Annotated in this window: 19 protein-coding genes and 4 tRNA genes; 9 read left to right on the forward strand and 14 right to left on the reverse strand. The window is 41.2% G+C overall.

Annotated elements, in window-relative coordinates; all coding sequences use genetic code 11:
* The first annotated feature begins 28 nt into the window (after positions 1-28).
* From PR809_RS10495 to prfH, 3 genes are all read left to right on the forward strand, one after another.
* Positions 29-1,747, forward strand: a complete 1,719-nt coding sequence (locus PR809_RS10495; RefSeq protein ID WP_206276178.1) for an amidohydrolase — start codon at positions 29-31, stop codon at positions 1,745-1,747.
* Between the two features lie 854 nt (positions 1,748-2,601).
* A complete protein-coding gene (locus PR809_RS10500; protein WP_102139892.1) occupies positions 2,602-3,735 on the forward strand; it encodes an RNA ligase RtcB family protein in 1,134 nt (377 codons plus the stop codon).
* A complete protein-coding gene (prfH, locus tag PR809_RS10505; protein ID WP_166263959.1) occupies positions 3,735-4,346 on the forward strand; it encodes a peptide chain release factor H in 612 nt (203 codons plus the stop codon). Before PR809_RS10500 ends, prfH begins: the two co-directional genes overlap by 1 nt.
* Before the next feature lie 83 nt (positions 4,347-4,429).
* On the opposite strand, the gene PR809_RS10510 is transcribed toward prfH, so the two are convergent.
* The 9 genes from PR809_RS10510 to lptM form a co-directional block, all read right to left on the reverse strand.
* Positions 4,430-4,699, reverse strand: coding sequence for a hypothetical protein (locus PR809_RS10510; RefSeq protein ID WP_206276180.1), 270 nt, complete (start codon positions 4,697-4,699; stop codon positions 4,430-4,432).
* Between the two features lie 214 nt (positions 4,700-4,913).
* Positions 4,914-5,498: a 2OG-Fe(II) oxygenase gene (locus PR809_RS10515; protein ID WP_102139889.1), complete on the reverse strand. Its 585-nt coding sequence runs from the start codon at positions 5,496-5,498 to the stop codon at positions 4,914-4,916.
* Between the two features lie 253 nt (positions 5,499-5,751).
* Complete coding sequence (locus tag PR809_RS10520; RefSeq protein ID WP_272524525.1) at positions 5,752-6,516, reverse strand: hypothetical protein; 765 nt, start codon at positions 6,514-6,516, stop codon at positions 5,752-5,754.
* Between the two features lie 195 nt (positions 6,517-6,711).
* Positions 6,712-8,883: a DNA helicase II gene (uvrD, locus tag PR809_RS10525; RefSeq protein ID WP_206276149.1), complete on the reverse strand. Its 2,172-nt coding sequence runs from the start codon at positions 8,881-8,883 to the stop codon at positions 6,712-6,714.
* 78 nt (positions 8,884-8,961) lie between these two features.
* On the reverse strand, positions 8,962-9,678 hold the full coding sequence (gene yigB, locus PR809_RS10530) for a 5-amino-6-(5-phospho-D-ribitylamino)uracil phosphatase YigB (protein ID WP_102139886.1): 717 nt from the start codon (positions 9,676-9,678) through the stop codon (positions 8,962-8,964).
* Positions 9,678-10,607: a tyrosine recombinase XerC gene (xerC, locus tag PR809_RS10535; RefSeq protein WP_102139885.1), complete on the reverse strand. Its 930-nt coding sequence runs from the start codon at positions 10,605-10,607 to the stop codon at positions 9,678-9,680. The genes yigB and xerC overlap by 1 nt, the downstream gene beginning before the upstream one ends.
* Positions 10,589-11,293, reverse strand: a complete 705-nt coding sequence (locus PR809_RS10540; protein WP_206276150.1) for a DUF484 family protein — start codon at positions 11,291-11,293, stop codon at positions 10,589-10,591. Before PR809_RS10540 ends, xerC begins: the two co-directional genes overlap by 19 nt.
* Positions 11,294-11,317: 24 nt before the next feature.
* Positions 11,318-12,142, reverse strand: a complete 825-nt coding sequence (gene dapF / locus PR809_RS10545; RefSeq protein ID WP_102139884.1) for a diaminopimelate epimerase — start codon at positions 12,140-12,142, stop codon at positions 11,318-11,320.
* A gap of 21 nt (positions 12,143-12,163) precedes the next feature.
* Positions 12,164-12,349: an LPS translocon maturation chaperone LptM gene (lptM, locus tag PR809_RS10550; RefSeq protein WP_004906065.1), complete on the reverse strand. Its 186-nt coding sequence runs from the start codon at positions 12,347-12,349 to the stop codon at positions 12,164-12,166.
* 235 nt (positions 12,350-12,584) lie between these two features.
* On the opposite strand from lptM, the gene cyaY reads away from it, so the two are divergent.
* Positions 12,585-12,902, forward strand: a complete 318-nt coding sequence (cyaY, locus tag PR809_RS10555) for an iron donor protein CyaY (protein ID WP_102139882.1) — start codon at positions 12,585-12,587, stop codon at positions 12,900-12,902.
* 43 nt (positions 12,903-12,945) lie between these two features.
* Here cyaY and PR809_RS10560 read toward each other — a convergent pair whose 3' ends face one another.
* On the reverse strand, positions 12,946-15,519 hold the full coding sequence (locus PR809_RS10560) for a class I adenylate cyclase (protein WP_102139881.1): 2,574 nt from the start codon (positions 15,517-15,519) through the stop codon (positions 12,946-12,948).
* Positions 15,520-16,112: 593 nt separating this feature from the next.
* Between PR809_RS10560 and hemC the strand changes: the two genes are divergently transcribed.
* From hemC to PR809_RS10585, 5 genes are all read left to right on the forward strand, one after another.
* Entirely contained in the window at positions 16,113-17,057 is a 945-nt protein-coding gene (gene hemC / locus PR809_RS10565; protein ID WP_166263943.1) for a hydroxymethylbilane synthase, read from the forward strand.
* The gene (locus PR809_RS10570) at positions 17,054-17,809 is read left to right on the forward strand and encodes a uroporphyrinogen-III synthase (protein ID WP_166263941.1); all 756 of its coding nucleotides are present in this window, start codon (positions 17,054-17,056) and stop codon (positions 17,807-17,809) included. The genes hemC and PR809_RS10570 overlap by 4 nt, the downstream gene beginning before the upstream one ends.
* Positions 17,810-17,812: 3 nt before the next feature.
* On the forward strand, positions 17,813-19,081 hold the full coding sequence (gene hemX / locus PR809_RS10575) for a uroporphyrinogen-III C-methyltransferase (protein ID WP_206276151.1): 1,269 nt from the start codon (positions 17,813-17,815) through the stop codon (positions 19,079-19,081).
* A 2-nt stretch (positions 19,082-19,083) separates the two neighbouring features.
* A complete protein-coding gene (gene hemY, locus PR809_RS10580) occupies positions 19,084-20,277 on the forward strand; it encodes a protoheme IX biogenesis protein HemY (RefSeq protein ID WP_102139877.1) in 1,194 nt (397 codons plus the stop codon).
* Between the two features lie 319 nt (positions 20,278-20,596).
* The gene (locus PR809_RS10585) at positions 20,597-20,824 is read left to right on the forward strand and encodes a hypothetical protein (protein ID WP_102139876.1); all 228 of its coding nucleotides are present in this window, start codon (positions 20,597-20,599) and stop codon (positions 20,822-20,824) included.
* 841 nt (positions 20,825-21,665) lie between these two features.
* Here the strand turns inward: PR809_RS10585 and PR809_RS10590 are convergent.
* The 4 genes from PR809_RS10590 to PR809_RS10605 form a co-directional block, all read right to left on the reverse strand.
* A tRNA-Pro gene (locus tag PR809_RS10590) sits at positions 21,666-21,742 on the reverse strand.
* Between the two features lie 29 nt (positions 21,743-21,771).
* Positions 21,772-21,857 (reverse strand) — tRNA-Leu (locus PR809_RS10595).
* Positions 21,858-21,872: 15 nt separating this feature from the next.
* Positions 21,873-21,948: transfer RNA gene (locus PR809_RS10600), tRNA-His, on the reverse strand.
* Positions 21,949-22,027: 79 nt separating this feature from the next.
* Positions 22,028-22,104: transfer RNA gene (locus PR809_RS10605), tRNA-Arg, on the reverse strand.
* Positions 22,105-22,192 lie beyond the last annotated feature (88 nt).

A 22,192-nucleotide genomic window follows, 5' to 3' on the forward strand; every position in this document is an offset into this window, starting at 1 on the left:
AAAGCACCACTGATACAGACGGTTTACAATGAATAATCAATTAGCTGACGTTATTTATTTTAACGGTTATATATATACCGCAGATGATAAAAATCGCGTTGTCGATGCGGTTGCTGTTCGTGATGGTTACATTCTTGCCGCAGGCACCTCTGATGAACTTCATCAATATGTTGGCCCTGAAACAGAGAGTATCGATCTCGAAGGCAAAATGATGATGCCTGGCATCATTGATGGTCATATGCACCCTTTTTGGGGCGGTATTCAACTCTTCGGTTGTCATTTAAATTATGAATCGTTAACTATCGACCAAATTTTAACGCGTGTACAAGATCACCTCGATAAAGACCCTCGTACAGGGGAAAATGATTGGCTCAAAGTCACAGCATGGCTACGCCAAGGTATGATCCCTGCGGGTGTTGATATGTACCGTGAAGATATGGACAAGCTCAATACAAAACGCCCTGTCGTATTATTTTCAAATGACTGCCATACATTGCTCGCAAATAGCCGTGCACTCGAATTATTTGGTATCACCAAAGATACGCCTGAGCCACCCGATGGTAAGATTGGTAAATACGAGAATGGCGAGTTGAACGGTATCCTTGAAGACGCGCCAGCTATGCGTGCTGCCGATAGCATTCCTTCAATTCGTGACGACCAAGCTATTGAAGTTGCTGAATTAGTACAGAAAGTACTTAATCAGCAAGGTGTGACTATGGTGATGGATGCCCGCGTTTCAGAACAACAGCTTGAAGCCTTTTCTCAATTACAGCAACGTGGCGACTTGACGATCCGCTTCCAAGCAGCTCGTGAAATTACCCCAGATGAAACACCTGATGTTGCCTCAGTAGCAGCAGCTGTGGATAAAGCCGTTGCATTTGCCAAAAAATGGCACCAAGCCGATTGGATACCAACCCCAGGTATTGGCTTAAATAATATTAAAATGTTTGTTGATGGTGTCATGCAATTTCCAACGATGACAGCGTCGTTATTGCAGCCATACCGCATCAATCAGGGCACGGATGACGCGCCAAATTGGGTAGAAACCGATAACTACGGTGATTTGTATTTCACGGCTGAGATTCTTGATGAATTAATGGAAAAAATTGCCGCAGCGGGCTATGACCCTCACTTGCATACTGTAGGTGAAGGCGCCGTTTCCATCGTTTTAGATGCGATAGAAAAAATGCGAGCTGCACACCCAGAAAAAGATATTCGCCCAGGACTCGCTCACAATGAATTAGTCCATGCCGATGACTATGCACGTTTTGCGCGTTTGAAAACCATCGCTTGCTTATCTTTCCAGTGGGCCGCTCCAACGCCAGAACTCGCCGCTTTTGAGAAAAAAATGCTCGGTGATGAACGTTTTGAGCAACTTGAACCCATCGCTAAATTTGTTGACGCGGGCGCGGTTGTTGCATTTGGTAGTGACTGGCCAATCGATGATTTCGACGAGTGGTATGACTTAAAAGTGGCAGCAACACGCCGTGGCCGTGATATTAATGGCCAAAAAGCACCGAGGCTGGATAATGACCGAGACTTAACGGTAATTGAAGTTTTGCGCTCTGCTACGATAGACTCCGCTTATGCACAGCACCGTGAAGATGTACTTGGCTCATTAGAAGCTGGAAAATTTGCAGATATGATCGTGCTAGATCGTAATGTATTTGAGATCCCAGCTGATGATATTGAGAATGTAAAAGTATTACGCACAATTATTGGCGGAAAAACTGTACATATTGCTTAATAATTTAATTATTTATTTAGATAGATAAATAAATAAACACCCCAAAGATTAAATAATATCTTGGGGTGTTTTTAATTGGGCACTTAATTCCAAACCTGAATACTCACAATTAAATCGGGAAATTACGAGGGAATAACTTCCCTCGTAAAGCAACATTACTCTTCGTAAGAAAACGTTGTTTGAACAACTGTATTTCCATGACTAATGACAATTAGACAAAGTCTGTCTCGTATTAGTACTGAAATACTAAACACGGTAATACACGCTGAAACAAACGCAATCACTGCGAACTTGCTCATTTCCCTTGACCTCTTAATGGTTAAGAGGCACAATCCTAACTGTCGGGTTAGGTTTGGGCCTCGTTGGTTAATAATAACTAACGGGGCTTTTCCATTTCTAATCCAAACATTTTATCCAACTTAATATGCTTGAACCAGAAAGGCTCAAGCACCCGCAAAAATAATAACAAACTTTTATATTTCACTCACGCTTAATTCCATTAAAATAAATAAAAATATAAATCTAATCATCTAATTATTTATTTGAAAATTATTAAATAAAATATCATTAATAGATTTAAATTATTTGTTTCTATATTGTTTTTATATATTAACTTCAGAAAAAGACTAAAAATCCGCAATTTTAAAAATTGCGCTTGCAAAAGAAAAAAGTTACCGTTAGTATCCGCAACGTTTTCTATTCATCTACTAACTGCAAGGAGGTTTACCATGACAACAACTAATCAAACTCTTTGCGGGCACTCTCAGAAATAGCCACTCTCGTTAGTTAATCTATTTTCTTAATTTTGCCTGCTAATTCACCTTATTTTTCAATTAAAAATGAGTTAATAGCTTATGGGCAATACCTTACATACTGTGGATCAGCAAGTTAGCTATATCGCCACAGGGTCTACATGGATTGAAAGTAAAGCAATCCAACAATTACAAACAACTGCAAGCTTACCTGATATGGTATCTGTTGTCGGCATGCCTGATCTTCATCCAGGTCGAGGATACCCGATTGGCGCGGCATTTTTCTCTACCAAGCGCTTTTATCCCGCGTTAGTTGGCAATGACATCGGCTGCGGAATGGCGCTGTTCCAAACTGATCTTAAAAAATCGAAAGTTAACCTCGATAAGCTCGAAAAACAACTTTCTGAGATGCCAGATCATGCGCCTTTATCATGGCTTGAAGAGCATGTTCCAAATAACATGCAATCACATGATTTTATGTCATCATTAAGTTCTATTGGCGGTGGAAATCATTTTGCTGAATTTCAATCTGTTGACGAAATATTAAATACAGAATTATTCAGTATGAGTGGCTTAGATAAACAACAATTACTGTTATTAGTTCACAGTGGCTCTCGTGGTTTAGGCCAATCAATCCTTCGCCAGCATGTAGAAAGTCATAGCCATAATGGGCTTATAGACAGTACTCAAGATGCAAAAGATTATCTGGAAGCACATCAGAATGCCTTGAATTTTGCCCAGCTAAATCGTCAGATGATCGGTTTACGTATGCTGCAGCAAGTTAAATCTAAGGGTAAACGCATACTCGACCTCAATCATAACCTAGTTGAAGCTTGTAAAATTAATGGTATTGATGGATGGATACACCGAAAAGGCGCCACACCATCAGATCGCGGGCTAGTCGTTATCCCAGGTTCTCGAGGTGATTACAGTTATCTGGTTTCCCCACAGCCGAATGAAGTTTGTCTGAATTCTCTTGCTCACGGCGCTGGGCGTAAATGGATGCGAACTGAGTGTAAAGGGCGTTTATCGCATAAATATACACCAATTCAATTATCAAGAACGGCTCTAGGTAGTCGTGTTATCTGTGCAAACAAACAATTGATTTACGAAGAAGCTCCACAATCTTATAAATCTATTGATACTGTCATTGAAAGTATGGTGAATATTGGTGTCATTCAAGTGGTTGCACGCCTTAGACCCATCATCACATACAAAACCAGTGGAGAATGTTAATGATCTTATTACAATTCTCCTCAGCTCAAGGGCCGGAAGAGTGCTGTATTGCTGTCGAAAAGGCTCTTGCCTGCTTTCTGCAAGAGGCTAAAAAATATCATGTCACTTATGATGTCTTAGAGTCTTTTCCATCTAAAAAAGGGCTGAGGTCTGCCCTAGTTTGCTTAGAGGGTGCAGGTGCTGAACCTTTAGCAAGCAATTGGTGTGGTACGATCCAGTGGCAATGCCAAAGCCCTATTCGGCCACGGCATAAACGAAAAAACTGGTTCTTAAGCGTAACTCAATTTTCCCCTGTTCAACCTATCGAAGAAAGTGAAATTGAATTTGAGTTTACCAAAGCGCAAGGGGCTGGGGGGCAGCATGTTAATAAAACGTCCTCTGCGGTTAGAGCGAAGCATGTAGCCACGGGGATCACTGTCAAAGTGCAATCTGAGCGTAGCCAACACGCTAACAAAAAGCTCGCAAAACAATTAATACAATGGAAACTGAATGAGCACCAGTCACAACAAATTAATGATCTGGATAAACAACGCCATCATTCTCATTATCAAATAGAAAGAGGAAACGCAGTAATTACTTTTTTAGGAAATGAATTCAAGCGATTGATGTAAAATTAGTGCCACCTCTTATTAGGGTGGCACATAATTTAATGCAATATTAGAGAATATTTAATTATTCGAATTCTAAAATAAACCTATTTAAAATCATAAAAAATCGAACTATTCAATTTAGATGAATAACCGCCTACTTCAATCACTAATAAATAGTCTTTTTGCGCTGGGAAATGATTTACATTTTGAATTAATGATGACATATCATTATTAGAATTAACTATCACAGTATCGCCTATATTTTTCTCACTTAATTCCTTCAATGCTTTTTCTAATTGGCGCTCATACTCTATAACGCTAACACCTTGTTGGGATTGTTTAGAACCATAACCAAATTTATCAGTATCGTTCATTTATAAACTCCTTTTATATAATTGATTAACAGAATAGAAAATACAGTCAATAATTGAATATTAAAACACTAAGACTCGAATAACTTTAATATCAAGAAAAACAAAAAATCAAATTAATATATTGAAACCGCTGTTATAAAATTTGTTGTATGTATAAATAATGAGAATACTTCTATCAGCCACCTCAGTCAGAGGTGGTAATAGCCTGAACGGATTAGAGTATTTTTTCTGTTAAAAACCAACCAGCAATGCTTTCTCGTTTTTGTTGAGTCGGTAACACTTCATGTGGAAATTCTTCAGACATGAAAAAAATCATTCGGCCAGCCCGAGGTTCTAGTTCAAACAGTTGATTGTTTTCTTTGTCGTAGACAACAAGTTCACCGCCATCTCCTGTTTGCCATGTTTCATTCATATATAAAACAGTAGTCACCTTACGACGCCCTTGTCCTCTTGGGTTATCAAGATGCTTTTTATAAAATCCACCATTAGGATAACGGCAGAAATGCGTTTCAAAATCACGTAGCCCTAGATAAAGCTGGCAGTTTAACTCTTGCCTTATCTGTTCCATTTTATCGAGATAATGGGTGATAGGCGCCCCCATTTCAGGTTCTAACCAAATAGTTTGATCAGCGCGAACAGCTTTATTACCTTGTAATGAATCTCTATGCCCAATACGTGCATCTTGCAATGTGTTTGGTATACATTGTTTTATCGTTTTAATATCTGACAAGGTCAGAAAATCGTTCCACACATACCAACCTTGTGAGGAAAGTGAATCAATGAGTTTATTGATAGACATGATGAATATAAGAATGGTTATTAGGTAAGATTTTATACTTTATTGTCGGAAAAAATTAAAATAAAAAACGTGAATCTTGATGATTCAACAACTATATCGATGATTAATCCTAAAAGTAGGCGTTTCTAAATGCAGGCTTTCGAGTGAAATCTACTATATTGATACTAAATGAGTTTCCCCCCTCGATAGGATATTAATTAAGGGGCCTCACGGTAACCAGTGAGCCCCCCAACCAATTAGCAAGATGATATCTTTAGTGTGTTATTCCACACATTGCCGTTCTTCCGACACAACCTTTAATTTGAATGATGGGTTTTTGATCCAATATTAGTGAATCAATACTTGATGAAGCATTACTCTCATAAGCCGGTTTGAATCCTACAATTTGCTCAGCGAGTGTATCTGGCTGTTGGAGTTGAGTAGGCGATGATGTAGGTATATTCATATCTTTAAAGAAATGTAATTCAATATTTAAACGCTCTCGATTCATTTCTTTCATTAACATTTCAACTTCATAAATCTCTTTAGCTAACTCATTACTTTTTCTATTGAAACTAGAAATAGGTGTGAAAATCATGCCCCGTAATCCGCCATGATTAATAAAATCTATTTTCTTGAAATTATTTTCTGGCTGATTCCAAATCTCATTATTTTGCAAATCTTGATTGACTTCCTTGATATATATATCAATTTCAAATTGACTATAATGCCAATTTTCTTCTTTCAAATCGGTAAGCATGGACTCTTGCTTTAATAACATATTAGAAATTTGTTTTACTTTATTATACTGCTCAGATAATTTTTTCATTATTTTAACTTCAACCGTATTCATGGTATTTTTAATTTTATCCGAATCACGCCTTTTAGATACTAACAAACCCTCACGAACAGAATCCATTCTCTCTATTGATTCATCAGCACTATTATTTACACTAATTAATAACTTATTAACTCTTTCTACTTTCAACCTAAGTAAATCTAGCTTTTGATTTATATTTTCAAAAATTTCATTTTCCATATGAATAATCTCCATTAATTAATTTAATCAAAAATGAGAATAAAGATTATCGCAAGTTAAAATAAAAAACAAACAGTTTAAATATATCATTAATTTATAAAATAAAGGATACATTATTCAGTGTTATATAATTTCTATTATATTTATTTGTAGATTAGTACCGCAATTCTTCGCGGTACTATATTGAATTGAGATCTACAGCATTTCTAGCCGTGCATAAGAAGCCACCAGCCATTTAATCCCTTGCCCTTGAAAAGCAATTTGTAGACGACAGTGCTCGCCACTACCTTCTAAATTAATAATCGTGCCTTCACCAAATTTTGGGTGCATCACTCGTTGCCCTAATGAATAACCCGAATCATTTTGGCTAATCGGGGTTCCAAGACGCTGGTGGCTAACAGGCCGAGAAACTGTCGCTCTTAAACGTACTTCTTCCACACACTCGGTGGGTAGCTCACCGATAAAACGTGAAGGACGGTGATAAACTTCTTTACCATATAACCGACGGCTTTCTGCGTAGGTGATCGTGAGTTTTTCCATTGCTCGGGTAATACCGACATAGGCAAGGCGACGCTCTTCTTCAAGGCGACCGCTTTCATCCATCGACATCTGGCTTGGGAACATACCTTCTTCCATTCCCACAATGAATACAACTGGAAACTCTAGACCTTTAGCTGAATGCAAAGTCATCAATTGAACCGCATCTTGACTGACATCCGCTTGCCCGTCCCCCGCTTCCAATGCCGCATGAGAAAGAAAAACCTGCAGTGGCATTAAGTCTTGGTCTTCATCTTGATAACTAAAGTCACGAGTCGCGTTGACTAGCTCTTCCAAGTTTTCAATACGTGCCTGTGCTTTTTCACCTTTTTCTTGCTCATACATCGCTCGTAAGCCTGAGTCATTAATCACTCTATCAGCTTGAACGTGTAATGGCATGTCTTGGGTTTCTTTAGCTAATGCATCGACTAATTCTAAGAAACGCTCAATTGCAGCGGCTGCCCGCCCTCCCAAAACCTGCTCGCGAAGTAAGTACTCACAACTTTCCCATAAGGTCAGTTGTTGATCCCGTGCAGTTTGGCGAACAGTATCTAAGGTTCTGTCCCCAATCCCGCGTGTTGGTGTATTGACCACCCGTTCAAAGGAAGCATCATCATTGCGGTTTGCGATCAGCCTTAAATAAGAAAGCGCATCTTTGATTTCTTGGCGTTCAAAGAAACGTTGCCCACCATAGATACGATATGGCATAGCACTTTGGATGAGCGCTTCTTCCAATACACGAGACTGGGCATTACTACGGTACAGCATCGCGCAATCTTGTAAAGCTCCCCCATTTTCATGCCATTGCTTAATACGCCCAACCACATAGCGGGCTTCATCTAACTCATTAAAAGCACAATAGAGGGAAATTGGCTCGCCATCTCCACCTTCCGTCCATAAATTTTTTCCTAAACGGTCACTATTATTCGCGATCAATGTATTCGCTGCTTTTAATATATTATTCGTTGAGCGATAGTTTTGCTCAAGACGGATAGTTTCTGCACCAGGAAAATCATTAAGAAAGCGCTGGATATTTTCGACTTGAGCGCCACGCCAACCATAGATTGACTGGTCATCATCACCAACAATCATGACTTTGCCTGTATCCCCCGCAAGTACACGGATCCATGCATATTGAATATTATTGGTATCTTGGAATTCATCGACAAGAATATTGGTAAAACGCTCACGATAATGCTGCAATACATGAGGCTTGTTTAACCACAGTTCATGGGCACGTAATAATAGCTCAGCAAAATCCACGAGCCCGGCTCTATCACAGGCTTCTTGGTAAGCTTGGTATACTTTTAGCCATGTGGCTTCGACTGGGTTTCCGTAAGCTTCAATGTGCTGAGGACGCAGACCCTCATCTTTTTTACCATTGATGTACCACATCCCCTGACGTGGTGGCCATTGTTTTTCATCTAAATTCATCGCTTTAAGTAAACGACGAATTAAACGGTATTGGTCATCGCTATCGAGAATTTGGAAATCTTGGGGTAAATTGGCATCCATATAGTGTTGGCGCAATAAACGATGCGCTAAGCCGTGGAATGTTCCTATCCACATTCCGCCTTCACTGGTTCCAATCAATTGATTGATTCTGTACCGCATCTCTGCCGCTGCTTTGTTCGTGAACGTCACTGCCATAATTGAAAATGGAGAAGCATTTTCCACAGACATCAGCCATGCGATTCGATGCACTAGCACCCGAGTTTTACCACTACCCGCCCCCGCAAGGACAAGTAAATTGGTACGCGGTGCGGCAACCGCTTCGCGCTGTTTGTCATTAAGACCTTCAAGCAGATAAGAGACGTCCATAGTTACCATCAAAGCAAAACAGTGGCTAACACCACTGTGAGGTTATTGACAATGGCGATTGCCACTGTTTTTTTATACAGTAAATGATTATACCAATGATAAGAGAGAATCCAACCGCGAAATTTCCACATGCGGTAATAAACGCACCTCTTTCTCTTCCATCAGTGTTTTTTGATTTGTGTTGATCCAGCAGGCTTGCATGCCGCTGTTAATTGCACCTTCAACATCCGTCAGCAAGTTATCCCCAACATGAAGAATAAACTGTGGCTCCATCTCAAGCCGCTTCGCAGCTAAACGGTACATATCACAAAATGGCTTTGAGCGGCCGTCGGGCCCTGCTTTCAATACAAATTGAAAATATTGGCCTAACCCACATGCTTCAGGTTCTGCATTTCCATTAGTAATCGCCACCAGCGGAACTTTCTCTGCGAGCTGACGCAGTGTTTCATGGGTGGATTGCGGGATATCGATTCTATTTCGCCAATATGTGAAGTGCGCCATGATATCATCCGCCCCTTTTTGTGCGGCGTCTTTCGAGTAACCATAATGGCAAAGCATCATTTTGGAAGAAAGCCAACGCCAGCGTGATATATCATGATAAATATCAGGCTCTTGTTCTTCAACAAGACGCCGAAAAGCATAAAGATCTTCATTATTAAAATGATTAAAGCGCGGGTCATATTCACGAACAAAACGTAAAACTTCTTCTTCCGTTTTATCAATAACGGGATGGTTATCGTAAAGCGTGTCATCCAAATCAAACGTGATCGCCAAAATGGGTGATAACGGACGGTAAAAATGCATTAAGGTTTCTCCCTCTTTGCTCTCGGATGAGCCACATCATAAACGTTTGCTAAGTGCTGAAAATCAAGGTGCGTATAGATTTGTGTCGTCGATAAATTTGCATGCCCAAGAAGTTCTTGCACTCCACGTAAATTCCCACTTGATTCAAGGATATGTGTCGCAAAAGAGTGGCGTAATTTATGGGGATTAATGTGGCTATTAACCCCTTGTTTTATTCCCCATTGCTCAAAACGTTTCTGTACGTTCCTATTCGAAATACGTTTGCCACTTTGGGTTGAGATAAAAACAGCGTCATCTTCTGGGTCATAGAGTTCTCGCATCTCAAGCCAACGCTGCAGCCAGCTCACCGCTGTTTTACCCATTGGCACTCTGCGCTCTTTGCTCCCTTTTCCCATCACCCACACTTCACCCGTATTTAAATCAAGATGACGAACGTCCAGCCCAACGAGCTCAGATAAACGTAACCCCGCACCGTACATCACTTCAAGCATTGTTCGGTCACGTACAACAAGGGGGTCGCCACTATCCATATTCAACAGTTGGGAAACTTCATCCACATCCATATTTTTAGGGAGACGCTTTTTAGATTTAGGGGCATGGATTGCTTTTGCCGGGTTTGCTGGTAGTTCCCCTTGATGAACCATCCAATCAAAAAAACTACGTAGCGATGATAACCGCAACGCCATACTTGCCGCTTGCAAGCCCGATTTACGACTTTTAGCGGCAACATTGCGCACAATAGTCGCATCCACTTTTTGCCATTCGTGGATATTTAAGGAGGCTAACATTTCCACGATAACGCTGAGTTGGCGGCGATAATTAGTGATAGTGACAGGGCTTAACCGGCGTTCAACTCGCAAATAATGCAGAAAAGCTTCAATTTGGCTCATCAGCCCTTCTGGCTGATTTTTTACAGGCGTTCTATCCATTGGCATAATAACCTCGGTAGAATTTGAGCGACTTTTTCCAACATGACTGTTCCCATATCATGTTGATAGTGTTCACGATCCCGGCTAGTAAAAATGACCATACCTGATTCACCGTGATGACCAAACAGTGAAATAGCGACTGAGCCGACATTTAATGCATCTGGTAAAAGTAGTTGGATTTCAGGGCCATTTAGCCGACCGAGGTAGTTACGGTTATCGCCAAACCGTTGAATTCTTACGGGTTCAAAGACACGACGCGAAATAACTAATTGATGTGCATCCATAGGTGCGGACAAATGCCAGCTATCACTAAACAAGCGTACCTGAGCACCGGATAAACCCAGCCTTTTTGCCCAACGATTTAGTGCTAACAGCATTTGCTGTAAACTTTCTGCTGATGACATTTCAATCACCAACACTAACAACTCTTCAAAAAGCTCCACATTTTCATAGGCTTGTTCAACCATAAAACGAATATCTTGTTCGAGCTCTTTGATTTTCAACCGTTGACGGCTCATCACTAACTCAGGCAATGAAATCGCTTCCCGCACGACATGTGGGACTTTTAGTTGCTCCAACAGTTGTGCATTACGAAGAAAAAAATAGGGGTTTTCCGTTAAGTAGCGCACGACATCAAGCTCATCAATCTGATGAACCAACTCCTGTGCTTTTTTGGTTTTATCCATTTTTCCCTCTTCAGCTATTCAAAATTAGAGTTGAATGACTCCGTCATAAACATGCGTTGCAGGGCCTGTCATATAAAGTGGCGACCCTGGGCCTTCCCACGCGATATCTAATGAGCCCCCCGGCAAATCGACTTTGACCCGCTTCGCCAGTAGCCCTTGAGTAATTCCAACTGCGACAGCCGCGCATGCTCCGCTACCACAAGCTTGAGTTTCCCCAGCCCCGCGTTCATAAACACGCAAGCGAATGTGGTCAGCGCTGATAATTTCCATAAAACCAATATTGGCACGTTCTGGAAAACGCTCATGATTTTCTAAAGCGGGACCTAAAACTTCGACTTCTGCCGTATGAATACTTTCAACTTGAATCACACAATGCGGGTTACCCATTGAGACAACCCCACACAACACTGTACGTTCTTGTGCTCGAATAATATAGGTCTTTTCTTCTTTGACGGCGCGAAATGGTACTCTCTGCGGTTCAAAATCAGGTTCGCCCATATTAACGCTGACATCATCATTCTCATTTATGGTTAATGTCATACGGCCGGACTGAGTACTGACTTTAATTTTTTGCTTATTCGTTAAGCCTTTGAGCCTAACAAAACGAGCAAAACAACGGGCTCCATTGCCACATTGTGCAACTTCACTGCCATCCGCATTAAAAATACGATAATGAAAATCAAGGTCAGGGTCATAAGGAGCTTCAACTAATAGTAGTTGATCGAACCCAACGCCTGTGTGCCTATCTGCTAACCGACAAATCAATTCAGGCGAAAAATACACATTTTGTGTAACACCATCGACAACCATGAAGTCATTGCCTAAGCCATGCATTTTAGAAAATTGCATTTCACGCTCCATTGAGGCGACTTACTGATTATTTGTGGTTTGAGCCGGCTCTTTGGCAGTACTGTCTTGTGCGGTAGGTTGCACATCAGATGCCTTAGCCGGAGCTGCAGTTTCTTCCGGCGGAAAATACAACGGGCCTTTTAAGCCACAGCCAGAAAGGGTAAATAAAACAACTAGTGCACTAAGCCCAATTAAACTTTTTTTCATTCTTTTTCGCCCGTAATACTTACTTTTGACATCTGATATTTTACACAATAACAGGAGTGGCCTCGCAAATCACGCCTGTTTATCCAGCATGCTGATATTATATACTTTAGGCTAAATTTAGTCTGAAATTTTTAGTGGGTATGCTTAGATTGACCCCAATGTAGGTTCCCTCCTATAATTTCAATTAACAATAATAATTTCAATTAAACCATTGTGAGCAAACAGGAAATTAATCGTGAATGACAGCGAATTTCATCAGCTAGCCGAAACGCTACTAAGCAGCATCGAAGAGCATTTAGATAACTATGAGGGTGATGCCGATATTGATTGTGAAATCAATGGTGGTGTGATGACCCTTAGCTTTGAAGATGGCAGTAAAATTATTATCAACAAACAAGAGGCATTCCACCAAATATGGTTAGCAACTAAACAGGGTGGGTACCATTATGATTATAAACAAGGTCATTGGATTTGTGACCGCTCAGGGCATGAATTTAAGACTAAACTAGCCGAGGCAATTGCTTTTCAAAGCCAAGAGCCCTTTTCATTCTAAGCGTTACGAGTTTAGACGGTGGGCAGCGTTATACTGCCTACCATCAATAATAGTGCGCTTGTGGGTGCTGCGGTTGGCTCGAATGCATTTCATACCCAATGTCATCATCTTCTGCCGTAAATGGCCATGTCCCGCCAGAAAATGCAACAACTTGGTTTTTACCATCTTGATTAATGATTTGGTAAAATTGCGGTAAATTGAAGTTGATAAAATTTGCACCATAGGTAAACCGGTCGTGGGAAGAAGAATAGAATTTACTCACATCACGGACAAGATCTTCTTTCGACCCTTCACAGTGGGAATAAATTTCAACCCGATTCGCTTCATCTAAAACATAAATATTAAAACCGGTATTGTCTGCAGTATTTTCAAAGAAAAACTGTACAATCCCTTCACTCGCATAGCCATCAACAACGGCAGGCAAATGGTTGTCACTCTTCGCCTGAAGTTTAACTGGCCAGCCATGCAGCTTGTTATGGGAGATAGCCCCATAGAACTCAACCGCATTCTCAAGTTTTTGTACGGATACATTCAGGCGCTCAAAGAATAAACCCCACGTTTGCCCCGCGATACGTAATGCTTTAAAACGCCCAGGGTCATTTCGGTTGCTCGATAAACGTAATTCAACACACTCAGATATTAGCTGTTGTACACGGGTACGAATCAACCCACGTAAGTGCTCACTATAACAAAACACCTCGACCGCTTCAGGAGGCGATGCATCTTGATGCATTTTCCCTAAAATGGTCTTAAGTGCTTCTAACATGCACTGTTCTCCGCTGAAATGTAGCGTTCTTACCTCATTCCACGAATTGCGATATAACAAATCAATGCTACCGATCAGGCATTGTTGTGATTCGCCAAAACTGAAAATATCCAGTTTTCTAAAATCAACATGAACGACTTGCTCTGAATATACCTGTGTTGGGTCTTTTTCTAAATTAACAATGATTGCAAGATGGCGGATTTCACACGGACTATAAAGCGCTTTTGGCGTTGGGGCGGGTAACCTGATAGGAAAATGACTTGAAACATCGTGCATTAGCTCAAGCAGTTTTCGTTCATCACACTGGGATTTCCCATTATGCATATAAACTTGGGTTGTCTCAGTCAGCAGACCATTAAAATACGCCCACGCCACTAATTTATTTAAATAGCGGTTATATTCAAGAGGTTGATGCCCAATAATAGCATCAATATTTGGTGCTTGGTTATACAGATACCAACCACTCCGGTTCGCGCGCCCTTCTGGCACATAAATAAAGGTGAGATGCGCTTCGCTTAAATCAGGTGAAATTTGGGGGTTAACTAATGTCACCTTACCAGGAAGGGCCTCAAAAGCCGCATATAATTTACGGGTTAATACCCCAATATCTTGTGGGCTTGCACTAACACTTAAATTATTTCTACGCGCAAAACGAATAAGATTACGATAACTTTGCATCATCGTGTCAAGTAACTCGTTATGCGCCTCACGGACACGCTCAATTTTCCACTGATTACGCGTATCGAGTATCGACAAACGCGCTGATCCCCACCCCCATGATTCAACCAACTGAGACAACACATCACGGCGCCAGCCTGAGCACGTGTTAGCGTCTTCTTCAGACAGTTTTTCACATACTTTCAAGTAGAAACAGCGACGGATAAGATCAAGGCGAGTTAAATCATTAATTTCAGTCAGGTAACGTGTCACTCGCTCTAACATTAAACAGTATGAATCTAAGCCGTAACACACGATTTCGCCAGCATGTAAATGACGCTTAAACTCCATCGCTAATAGTTTGCCATTGGGATAGTCCCATGAATAGGACTCCAGCAAGATACTCTTCAACACGGCTTTATAGGGGGAATCGACACTTTTGTACAACTGCCATAGGCTTGCACCGAAATATTCCGCAGCAGAAAGTTCGCTTAACCCGCCTAAATCAAGCCATTCATTAGGCGTTAGCACGCCTTGTGCATATAACCCCATAACATATTCATCGTAATGCTGCTCTTCTTCAACCGGTACCATGGTCCACAGCAAACGTTTACCCGCCATACGCACAGCAGTTCGATAAAATTCATCTAATAATAGAATGTGTTGCGTTGAACCACAGTTCTCCCCACCTATATGCCCACTGGCATGATGACGAAAACGATTTTCATCGATTAGAAAAACAGTGACATCAATGCCTAAAGACGCTGCCCACTGTTCAATTAAGGTGCACTTCTTTTGCAAAAAACGTTTTTCTTCGTGGTCTAACCAAGAAGGATGACAAACCCAAACGTCGATATCTGAACACTGACTTTGCCCAACAGATGAAGTACTCCCCATCGAGTAAATACCCGTAATCGGTAATTCACCATTCGTTTCGGTTTCAATCGTGGGCAGAAAACGCGCAAAAGGCTCCAACCATTTTTTTTGCTCTGTATCAGGAGAGAAAAAACAGACACCATGAGGCACATTACCCTCAATAAAACCAGGTATCATTGGATGATGATAATGAAACAAAACAGGCAGCAAGCTATAAACCTTCGAGAAGGCTTCACTCATAGAAGCTGTTGCACGTTCCAACCGTAATTGGTTTATCGCATCCAGTCTTTGTTTTAAGGTTTCAATATAGAGATACAAAGGTTACGCCTGATTGAATGAAAGTAATACAAACCGGAGAATTTCCCAGCACCCAACAGATAGAGATAGATTTAAAATAATTTTCAAATGGATTGTCGGAAACGTGATCAATTTAACACCTTGCATCAAAAGGGTAAAGTAGATCACATAATTTTACGCGCTTATTTTTGATACAAAATGCTTTTCAACATATTGTATAAAAAGGCTTTTTATTTTTTAATCCGTAAAATATCCCTTGTTTTTCAATGGAATAATTTCTTTTTACCCAGTTGTTTAGTAAAAAAGCAAAATAGAATGATATTAAGTACAATACGCACAGCGTCTGTGCTTACACGCTTCAACACGAATTAACAGAAAACACAGAATGTTCCACGCAAAAAATAGCACGATAAGCTAAATAAATCACTTAATAGCAGTTCTAGGTCATCTCATTTTGAATCTCTTTCTTGCATCATGGTAGAAAAAGTGAATCGGTGATAAACGATTCAAAGAGGGTTTTTTCACCTAACTGGAAAAAATATCCTTAACATGTTAAAACTAATGCCAATTGTATGGTTAATCTGCGGCATTCTTCGCCAGAGAAAACAGTAAAAATGACATCAACAAATATCGTGCGTATTGCAACGCGCAAAAGTCCTCTAGCCCTATGGCAAGCACACTTTGTCAAAGACAAATTAGAGCAGCTTCACCCGGGCTTACAGGTTGAATTAGTCCCTATGGTGACAAAAGGCGACATCATCCTTGATACACCTCTCGCGAAAGTTGGCGGAAAAGGGCTGTTCGTCAAAGAGCTAGAACTTGCTTTATTGGAAGGGCGCGCTGACATTGCCGTTCACTCGATGAAAGATGTCCCTGTTGAATTTCCTGAAGGCTTAGGGCTAGTCACGATTTGTGAACGTGAAGATCCTCGAGATGCCTTTGTTTCAAACCACTACGATAGTCTTGATGCATTGCCAGAGGGCAGTATCGTCGGGACATCGAGTTTACGCCGTCAATGCCAATTAAGGGAACTCCGCCCTGATTTAGTCATTCGCGACTTACGCGGCAATGTAGGAACACGCCTATCAAAATTAGATAACGGTGAATATGACGCTATTATTTTGGCCGTTGCAGGGTTAAAACGTTTGGGGTTAGAAACGCGAATTAAAACCGCCCTCGCTCCAGAACAGTGCTTACCTGCGGTAGGCCAAGGAGCGGTCGGTATCGAATGCCGTTTAAATGACAGTAAAACCCGTGAGTTACTTGCGAAGCTAAATAATAACGCAACCTCAACCTGTGTCCTTGCTGAGCGTGCGATGAATATGCGCCTTGAAGGCGGTTGCCAAGTCCCCATTGGCAGTTATGCTATTTGGCAAGATGACAAAATATGGCTGCGTGCCTTGGTGGGAGCCCCAGACGGCAGCGTGATTATTCGTGGGGAACGGCTCGTTTCTCCAAGCGAAGCTAACCAAGCAGGGGTATCATTGGCTGAAGAATTACTTGAGCGTGGTGCAAGGGAAATTTTGGCGGATGTCTATCAAGGAAACCCGCCTGCATGAAAGTGCTTGTCACTCGCCCTGAGCCTGCAGGTTCAGAGCTGATCACGGCAATCACTGCCAAAGGGGGAGAAGCCTTCTCCTCCCCTTTAATTCACATTGGCCCCGGCGCTGAATTAAATACCCTTATTTCTCAACTTGATAGCCTTACTGCGAACGATTTAGTCTTTCTTTTATCTAAAAATGCAGTCGAATACGCAAATTTAACGCTTGAACAAATGGCCCGTAGCTGGTCAGATAAGTTATCTTACTATGCAATTGGTCGTTCTACAGGGCAGTTTTTTCAACGGATAACCGGTAAAAATGTACGTTGGGCAGAGCAAGGGGAAACTAGTGAAGTACTCCTAACCCATTCGGATTTGCAGTTTCTTGAAGGGAAAAAAGCCCTGTTATTGCGTGGAAATGGCGGAAGAGAACTGCTTGCATCGACATTAAGGTCTCGTGGCGCACAAGTCGATTATTGTGAATGTTATGCAAGGCACCCTGTTCATTATGATAAAACCCAGTTCAATGACCAATGGTTTCAAACCGGTATTACCGATGTTGTGATCACGAGTGGTCAAATGTTAGCCTTGTTAGAAGAATTAATCACTGAAGAATACCAAACTTGGTGGTTTTCCCGCCGCCTACTTGTCGTCAGTGAACGGATTGCAGACCAAGCCCGCAAAAGTGGATGGCAAAAGGTCTGTGTAGCTAATAGCGCAGATAATAATGCTTTATTAGAAGCATTAATTTCAATCGATATGGGATGCTAATTTATGACGGAACACGATAAAACAACCGAGACGGTTACCCCAGAAGCTGGCGCAGAACAACAGCGCCCAAAAACTAAACCTTCTTCGGAACAAAAACGTTCTGGTCTGATAGGCGGTGTAATTGCTATCGCTATTATCATCGCTATTGGCGGTGGGTTGTACTATTTCACCCAACAAAGCAACATTAATTTAGCTAATGAAAACAATGAATTAAAGCAAAAGCTAAGTGACTTAGTCGAACAACAAAACTCAGACAGGCAACGGTTAGACGCACTAATTGCGGCTAATTCTGAAATAAAAAGCCATTCTCGTGAATATGAAGAGAACCTCAACCGTCGCATGCAAGAGTTGCAAGCACACGTCACGGCATTGTCCAGCGCTGATGTGAAGAGTTGGCTACTGGCCCAAGCTGACTTTATGGTCAAAATGGCAGGAAGAAAGCTGTGGAATGACCGCGACCCAGTAACCGCAGCCGTTCTGTTAAAAAGTGCAGACTCAAGTCTGGCAGAAATGAATGACCCGAGCCTACTCGACATTCGTAAGTCAATTAACAGTGATATGGCTAAATTAGCTGCGATCAACCAAGTTGACTATGACGGTATTATTTTACGTTTAAACCAGCTAAGTAATGAAGTCGATAACTTACGATTAGCGGATTTAAACAGTGGCGACGCGAAAAGTGAAGATAACGCTGACGTTAGCGATGACATCTCAGATTGGAAACAAAATTTGGCGCGTAGCTGGAAAAGTTTTGCAAATGACTTTGTCACAGTACGAGCTCGTGATGGCTCAGAAGCCCCGCTTCTAGCCCCAAACCAAGATATTTACCTACGTGAAAACATTCGTTCTCAATTATTAATCGCAGCGCAAGCTGTACCCCGTTATCAAGAAGCCACTTACAAACAGTCATTAGAACAAGCTTCGACATGGGTAAGAGCCTATTTTGATACTGAAGCGCCTGAAACTAAAGCGTTCTTATCAACCATTGATGACTTAATCAATCAGCCGATTGACATTGAAATGCCTGACACCTTAGAAAGCCAAGAGAAGCTAGACAAAGTCATGCAAACTCGGGTTCGCAGCTTACTCTCTCAGTCGTCAGACAACACAAAAGTTAACGATGGTGCTGTTGATGCCGCAGCGGATGCACCTGAAGTGTCAACAGAGGCGGCGGCCGATGCCGCAGTTCCTACCACGGATACACAAAAAGCAGAATCAGCTGATAATCCTCACCCTTTTGAATCAGCAGAGCCTGCTGGCAATAGGGGGTAATTATGATAAAAGTCCTGATCCTATTTATAGTACTTATTGCCGGGGTGATCTTAGGCCCATTATTAGCAGGTCACCAAGGTTATGTTTTTATTCGTACTGACAATTATGACATCACAACCAGTGTAACCAGCCTCGTTTTAGGCTTTATCCTGCTCCAATTTGTGCTGTTGTTCCTCGGTTGGTGCTATCGTCGCTTTATCAGTACAACATCACGTACCAGAGGTTGGGTAAGTGGTCGTAAATACCACAAAGCACATACTCAAACACAAAAAGCGCTATTGAAATTAGCAGAAGGTGATTTCGAACAGGTTGAAAAGTTAATGAGCAAACATGCTGATTTCTCTCAACAACCCGTGATTAACTACCTAATGGCAGCTGAAGCCGCTCAACAACGTGGTGATGAATATCGCACTCACCAGTACTTAGATAGAGCCGCAGAAGCCGCGGGAAGTGACCAACTTCCCGTTGATATCAGCCGTGTCCGTATCCAATTAGCGGAAGGGGAAGTCCATGCTGCTCGTAATGGCATTGATAAACTTCTCGACAAAGCTCCAAGGCACCCCGAAGTACTGCGCCTCGCGGAACAAGCTTACTTACGTTCAGGCGCTTACCAGTCGCTGATTGAATTACTTCCGGTCATGGCCAAAGTACAGTTACACAATGAAGATGAGCTCGATGCACTGAAATTAAAGGCTTACAAAGGGCTGATGAACCAATATATGGCTGAAGGGGGTAGTGATGGGCTAAAAGCTTGGTGGAAAGCACAGCCTCGCCGAGTTCGTCATGAAACCGCATTGCAAGCTTTCTTAGCTGAACATTTAATTGAATGTGGTGATACTGCAAGTGCAGAAAAAATAATTATTGATGGCTTAAAACAGCAATATGATGAACGCTTGCTTCTGTTAGTACCGAAACTTAACAGTGAACGCCCTGAAGTTATCGAAAAAACCCTTTTACATCTGCAAAAACAAAACGGTGCCACCCCATTACTCAACAGTACATTGGGCGTTTTGTCGCTACAACACGCCCAATGGGACAAAGCAGAAACCTACTTTAAAGCTGCGTTGGCTCAACGTTTTGATGTGCAGGATGCATCATGGTTAGCCGATGCGTTTGACAAACAACATAAGCCTAGCGATGCGGCAAAAATTCGCCAAGACGCATTAAACCACTCATTAAAACAAGAACGAAACTAATACTCTTGTTTAGCCTCTTCTAAAAACTCCACTTATTTTAGTGGAGTTTTTTTATTCATAAGCTTAACTGCAACTACATTTACCTTCCCAAATAAAAACACAGAAAACAATTTAAATGCATTGCTTTAATCGCATTAAATCATCATAAAAGGAGAATATGAGGTTTATGATTGGCAACATTACAGATCAATAACTCAATGTTTAATCAATAATCGTTATTTAAGGATCAGCAAAACACACTTGGCTATGTTATAAAATAAACACATAGTGTATAAAGCTTTATATACATCTTTGTTTTGAATGAATTAGGGATATCGATATGAATGTAATTAAAACTATTTGGCGCTGGATTATTGCAACCCCAAACCGTTTACAAATATTCTTTGATCTTCTGCTGCTAGTATTATCACCTTTTGTTTTTATTATGGTTATTGGGTTTAACACCGAAGATCTTAGTAAAGACATTTTCATTATTACATTCATTATCCTCTGCTATACCTATATTACTCGCTGGTTCAGTAAGTGGTTTAGTAAAGGTAGAAGCTAATACCTGTTTTATTTTCAGCCTCTTAGTTATTTTCTAAGGGGCTAAGTATTTTGTATAGACAAAAAAACACCTGCACAAGGCAGGTGTAAAATACAATCAGGTCTACAGACGGATGGTGCCTCACTCAACGTTTCGCCCGTTCGTTGATGGTAAGAGGATGAGCTCTTGATCATCTAAGTTGGACAATAGGCACCGATAATCGGCTTTGCGTCATCTCTGGGTTTATGAAGCTTCGCTGTCATAAGAAGTGAGATGAGCATCTACATATAGAATAATGCACAATGCATGCCAACTTTTTTTAAATGATATTTTTTAAGCTCGCTCTTTTAACTTCTCTCTCATCCCTCCGGTTTTACACATAATTTTTCTTCTTGGAAGTCAACCTCTCTAACATTAAAGAATGTACGCATCTGTTGCCCATATCTTGCTGTACTATTTTGTCGCAGTTTAGAGACACCATAAATGAGTTATTTATATTTTCTTATAAATCAATAGGTAATATGTCGCCTTTTGGCGACATCAATATAATGGATTGTATCTATTCTACGACACTAGCGAGATAGCCTGTTAAATTACAAATAAAAACAAGCAATTAACTATATCCAGTCACTAATTGAAAAACACCCTGAATATACTCTAGATAATTCTAGTTATGGCTAAACCGCAAATGAAGATATCCCGATGAACATACATAAGTATGTATGTAACCTGGGTAGCTGAACATAGCCAACAACACACGGTTTGAAGTATGAAGTATGAAGTATGAAGTATGAAGTATGAAGTATGAAAGTATAAGAATAGAAAGCAAAAAACCCGTCGATTAAGACGGGTTTCTTTAAATTGGTCGGCGAGAGAGGATTCGAACCTCCGACCCACTGGTCCCAAACCAGTTGCGCTACCAAGCTGCGCTACTCGCCGAATTTTTTAGTACTCATTACATTTCTTCGTGGTGCGAAAGGGGGGACTTGAACCCCCACGTCCATAGGACACTAACACCTGAAGCTAGCGCGTCTACCAATTCCGCCACCCTCGCAATATCACAAAAAAATGGGGTGGCTAATGGGACTCGAACCCACGACAACTGGAATCACAATCCAGGGCTCTACCAACTGAGCTATAGCCACCATAACTTCACTTTTTTCAAAGCGTTGCTATATTACTACATACAACGTCATTTTGCCAACCGTAGCGAAGCGCTAAAACTGGTGCGCCCGACAGGATTCGAACCTGAGACCTCTGCCTCCGGAGGGCAGCGCTCTATCCAGCTGAGCTACGGGCGCTTAACGCCGTTGCGGGAGAGGATAGTACGGATTTATCCTCCTTCTGTCTAGTCCTTTTTGAAATAAAAATATCGATTGCTTGCCTTTT

The sequence above is a fragment of the Providencia sp. PROV201 genome (assembly GCF_028479545.1).
Classification (GTDB): Bacteria; Pseudomonadota; Gammaproteobacteria; order Enterobacterales; family Enterobacteriaceae; genus Providencia; species Providencia huaxiensis.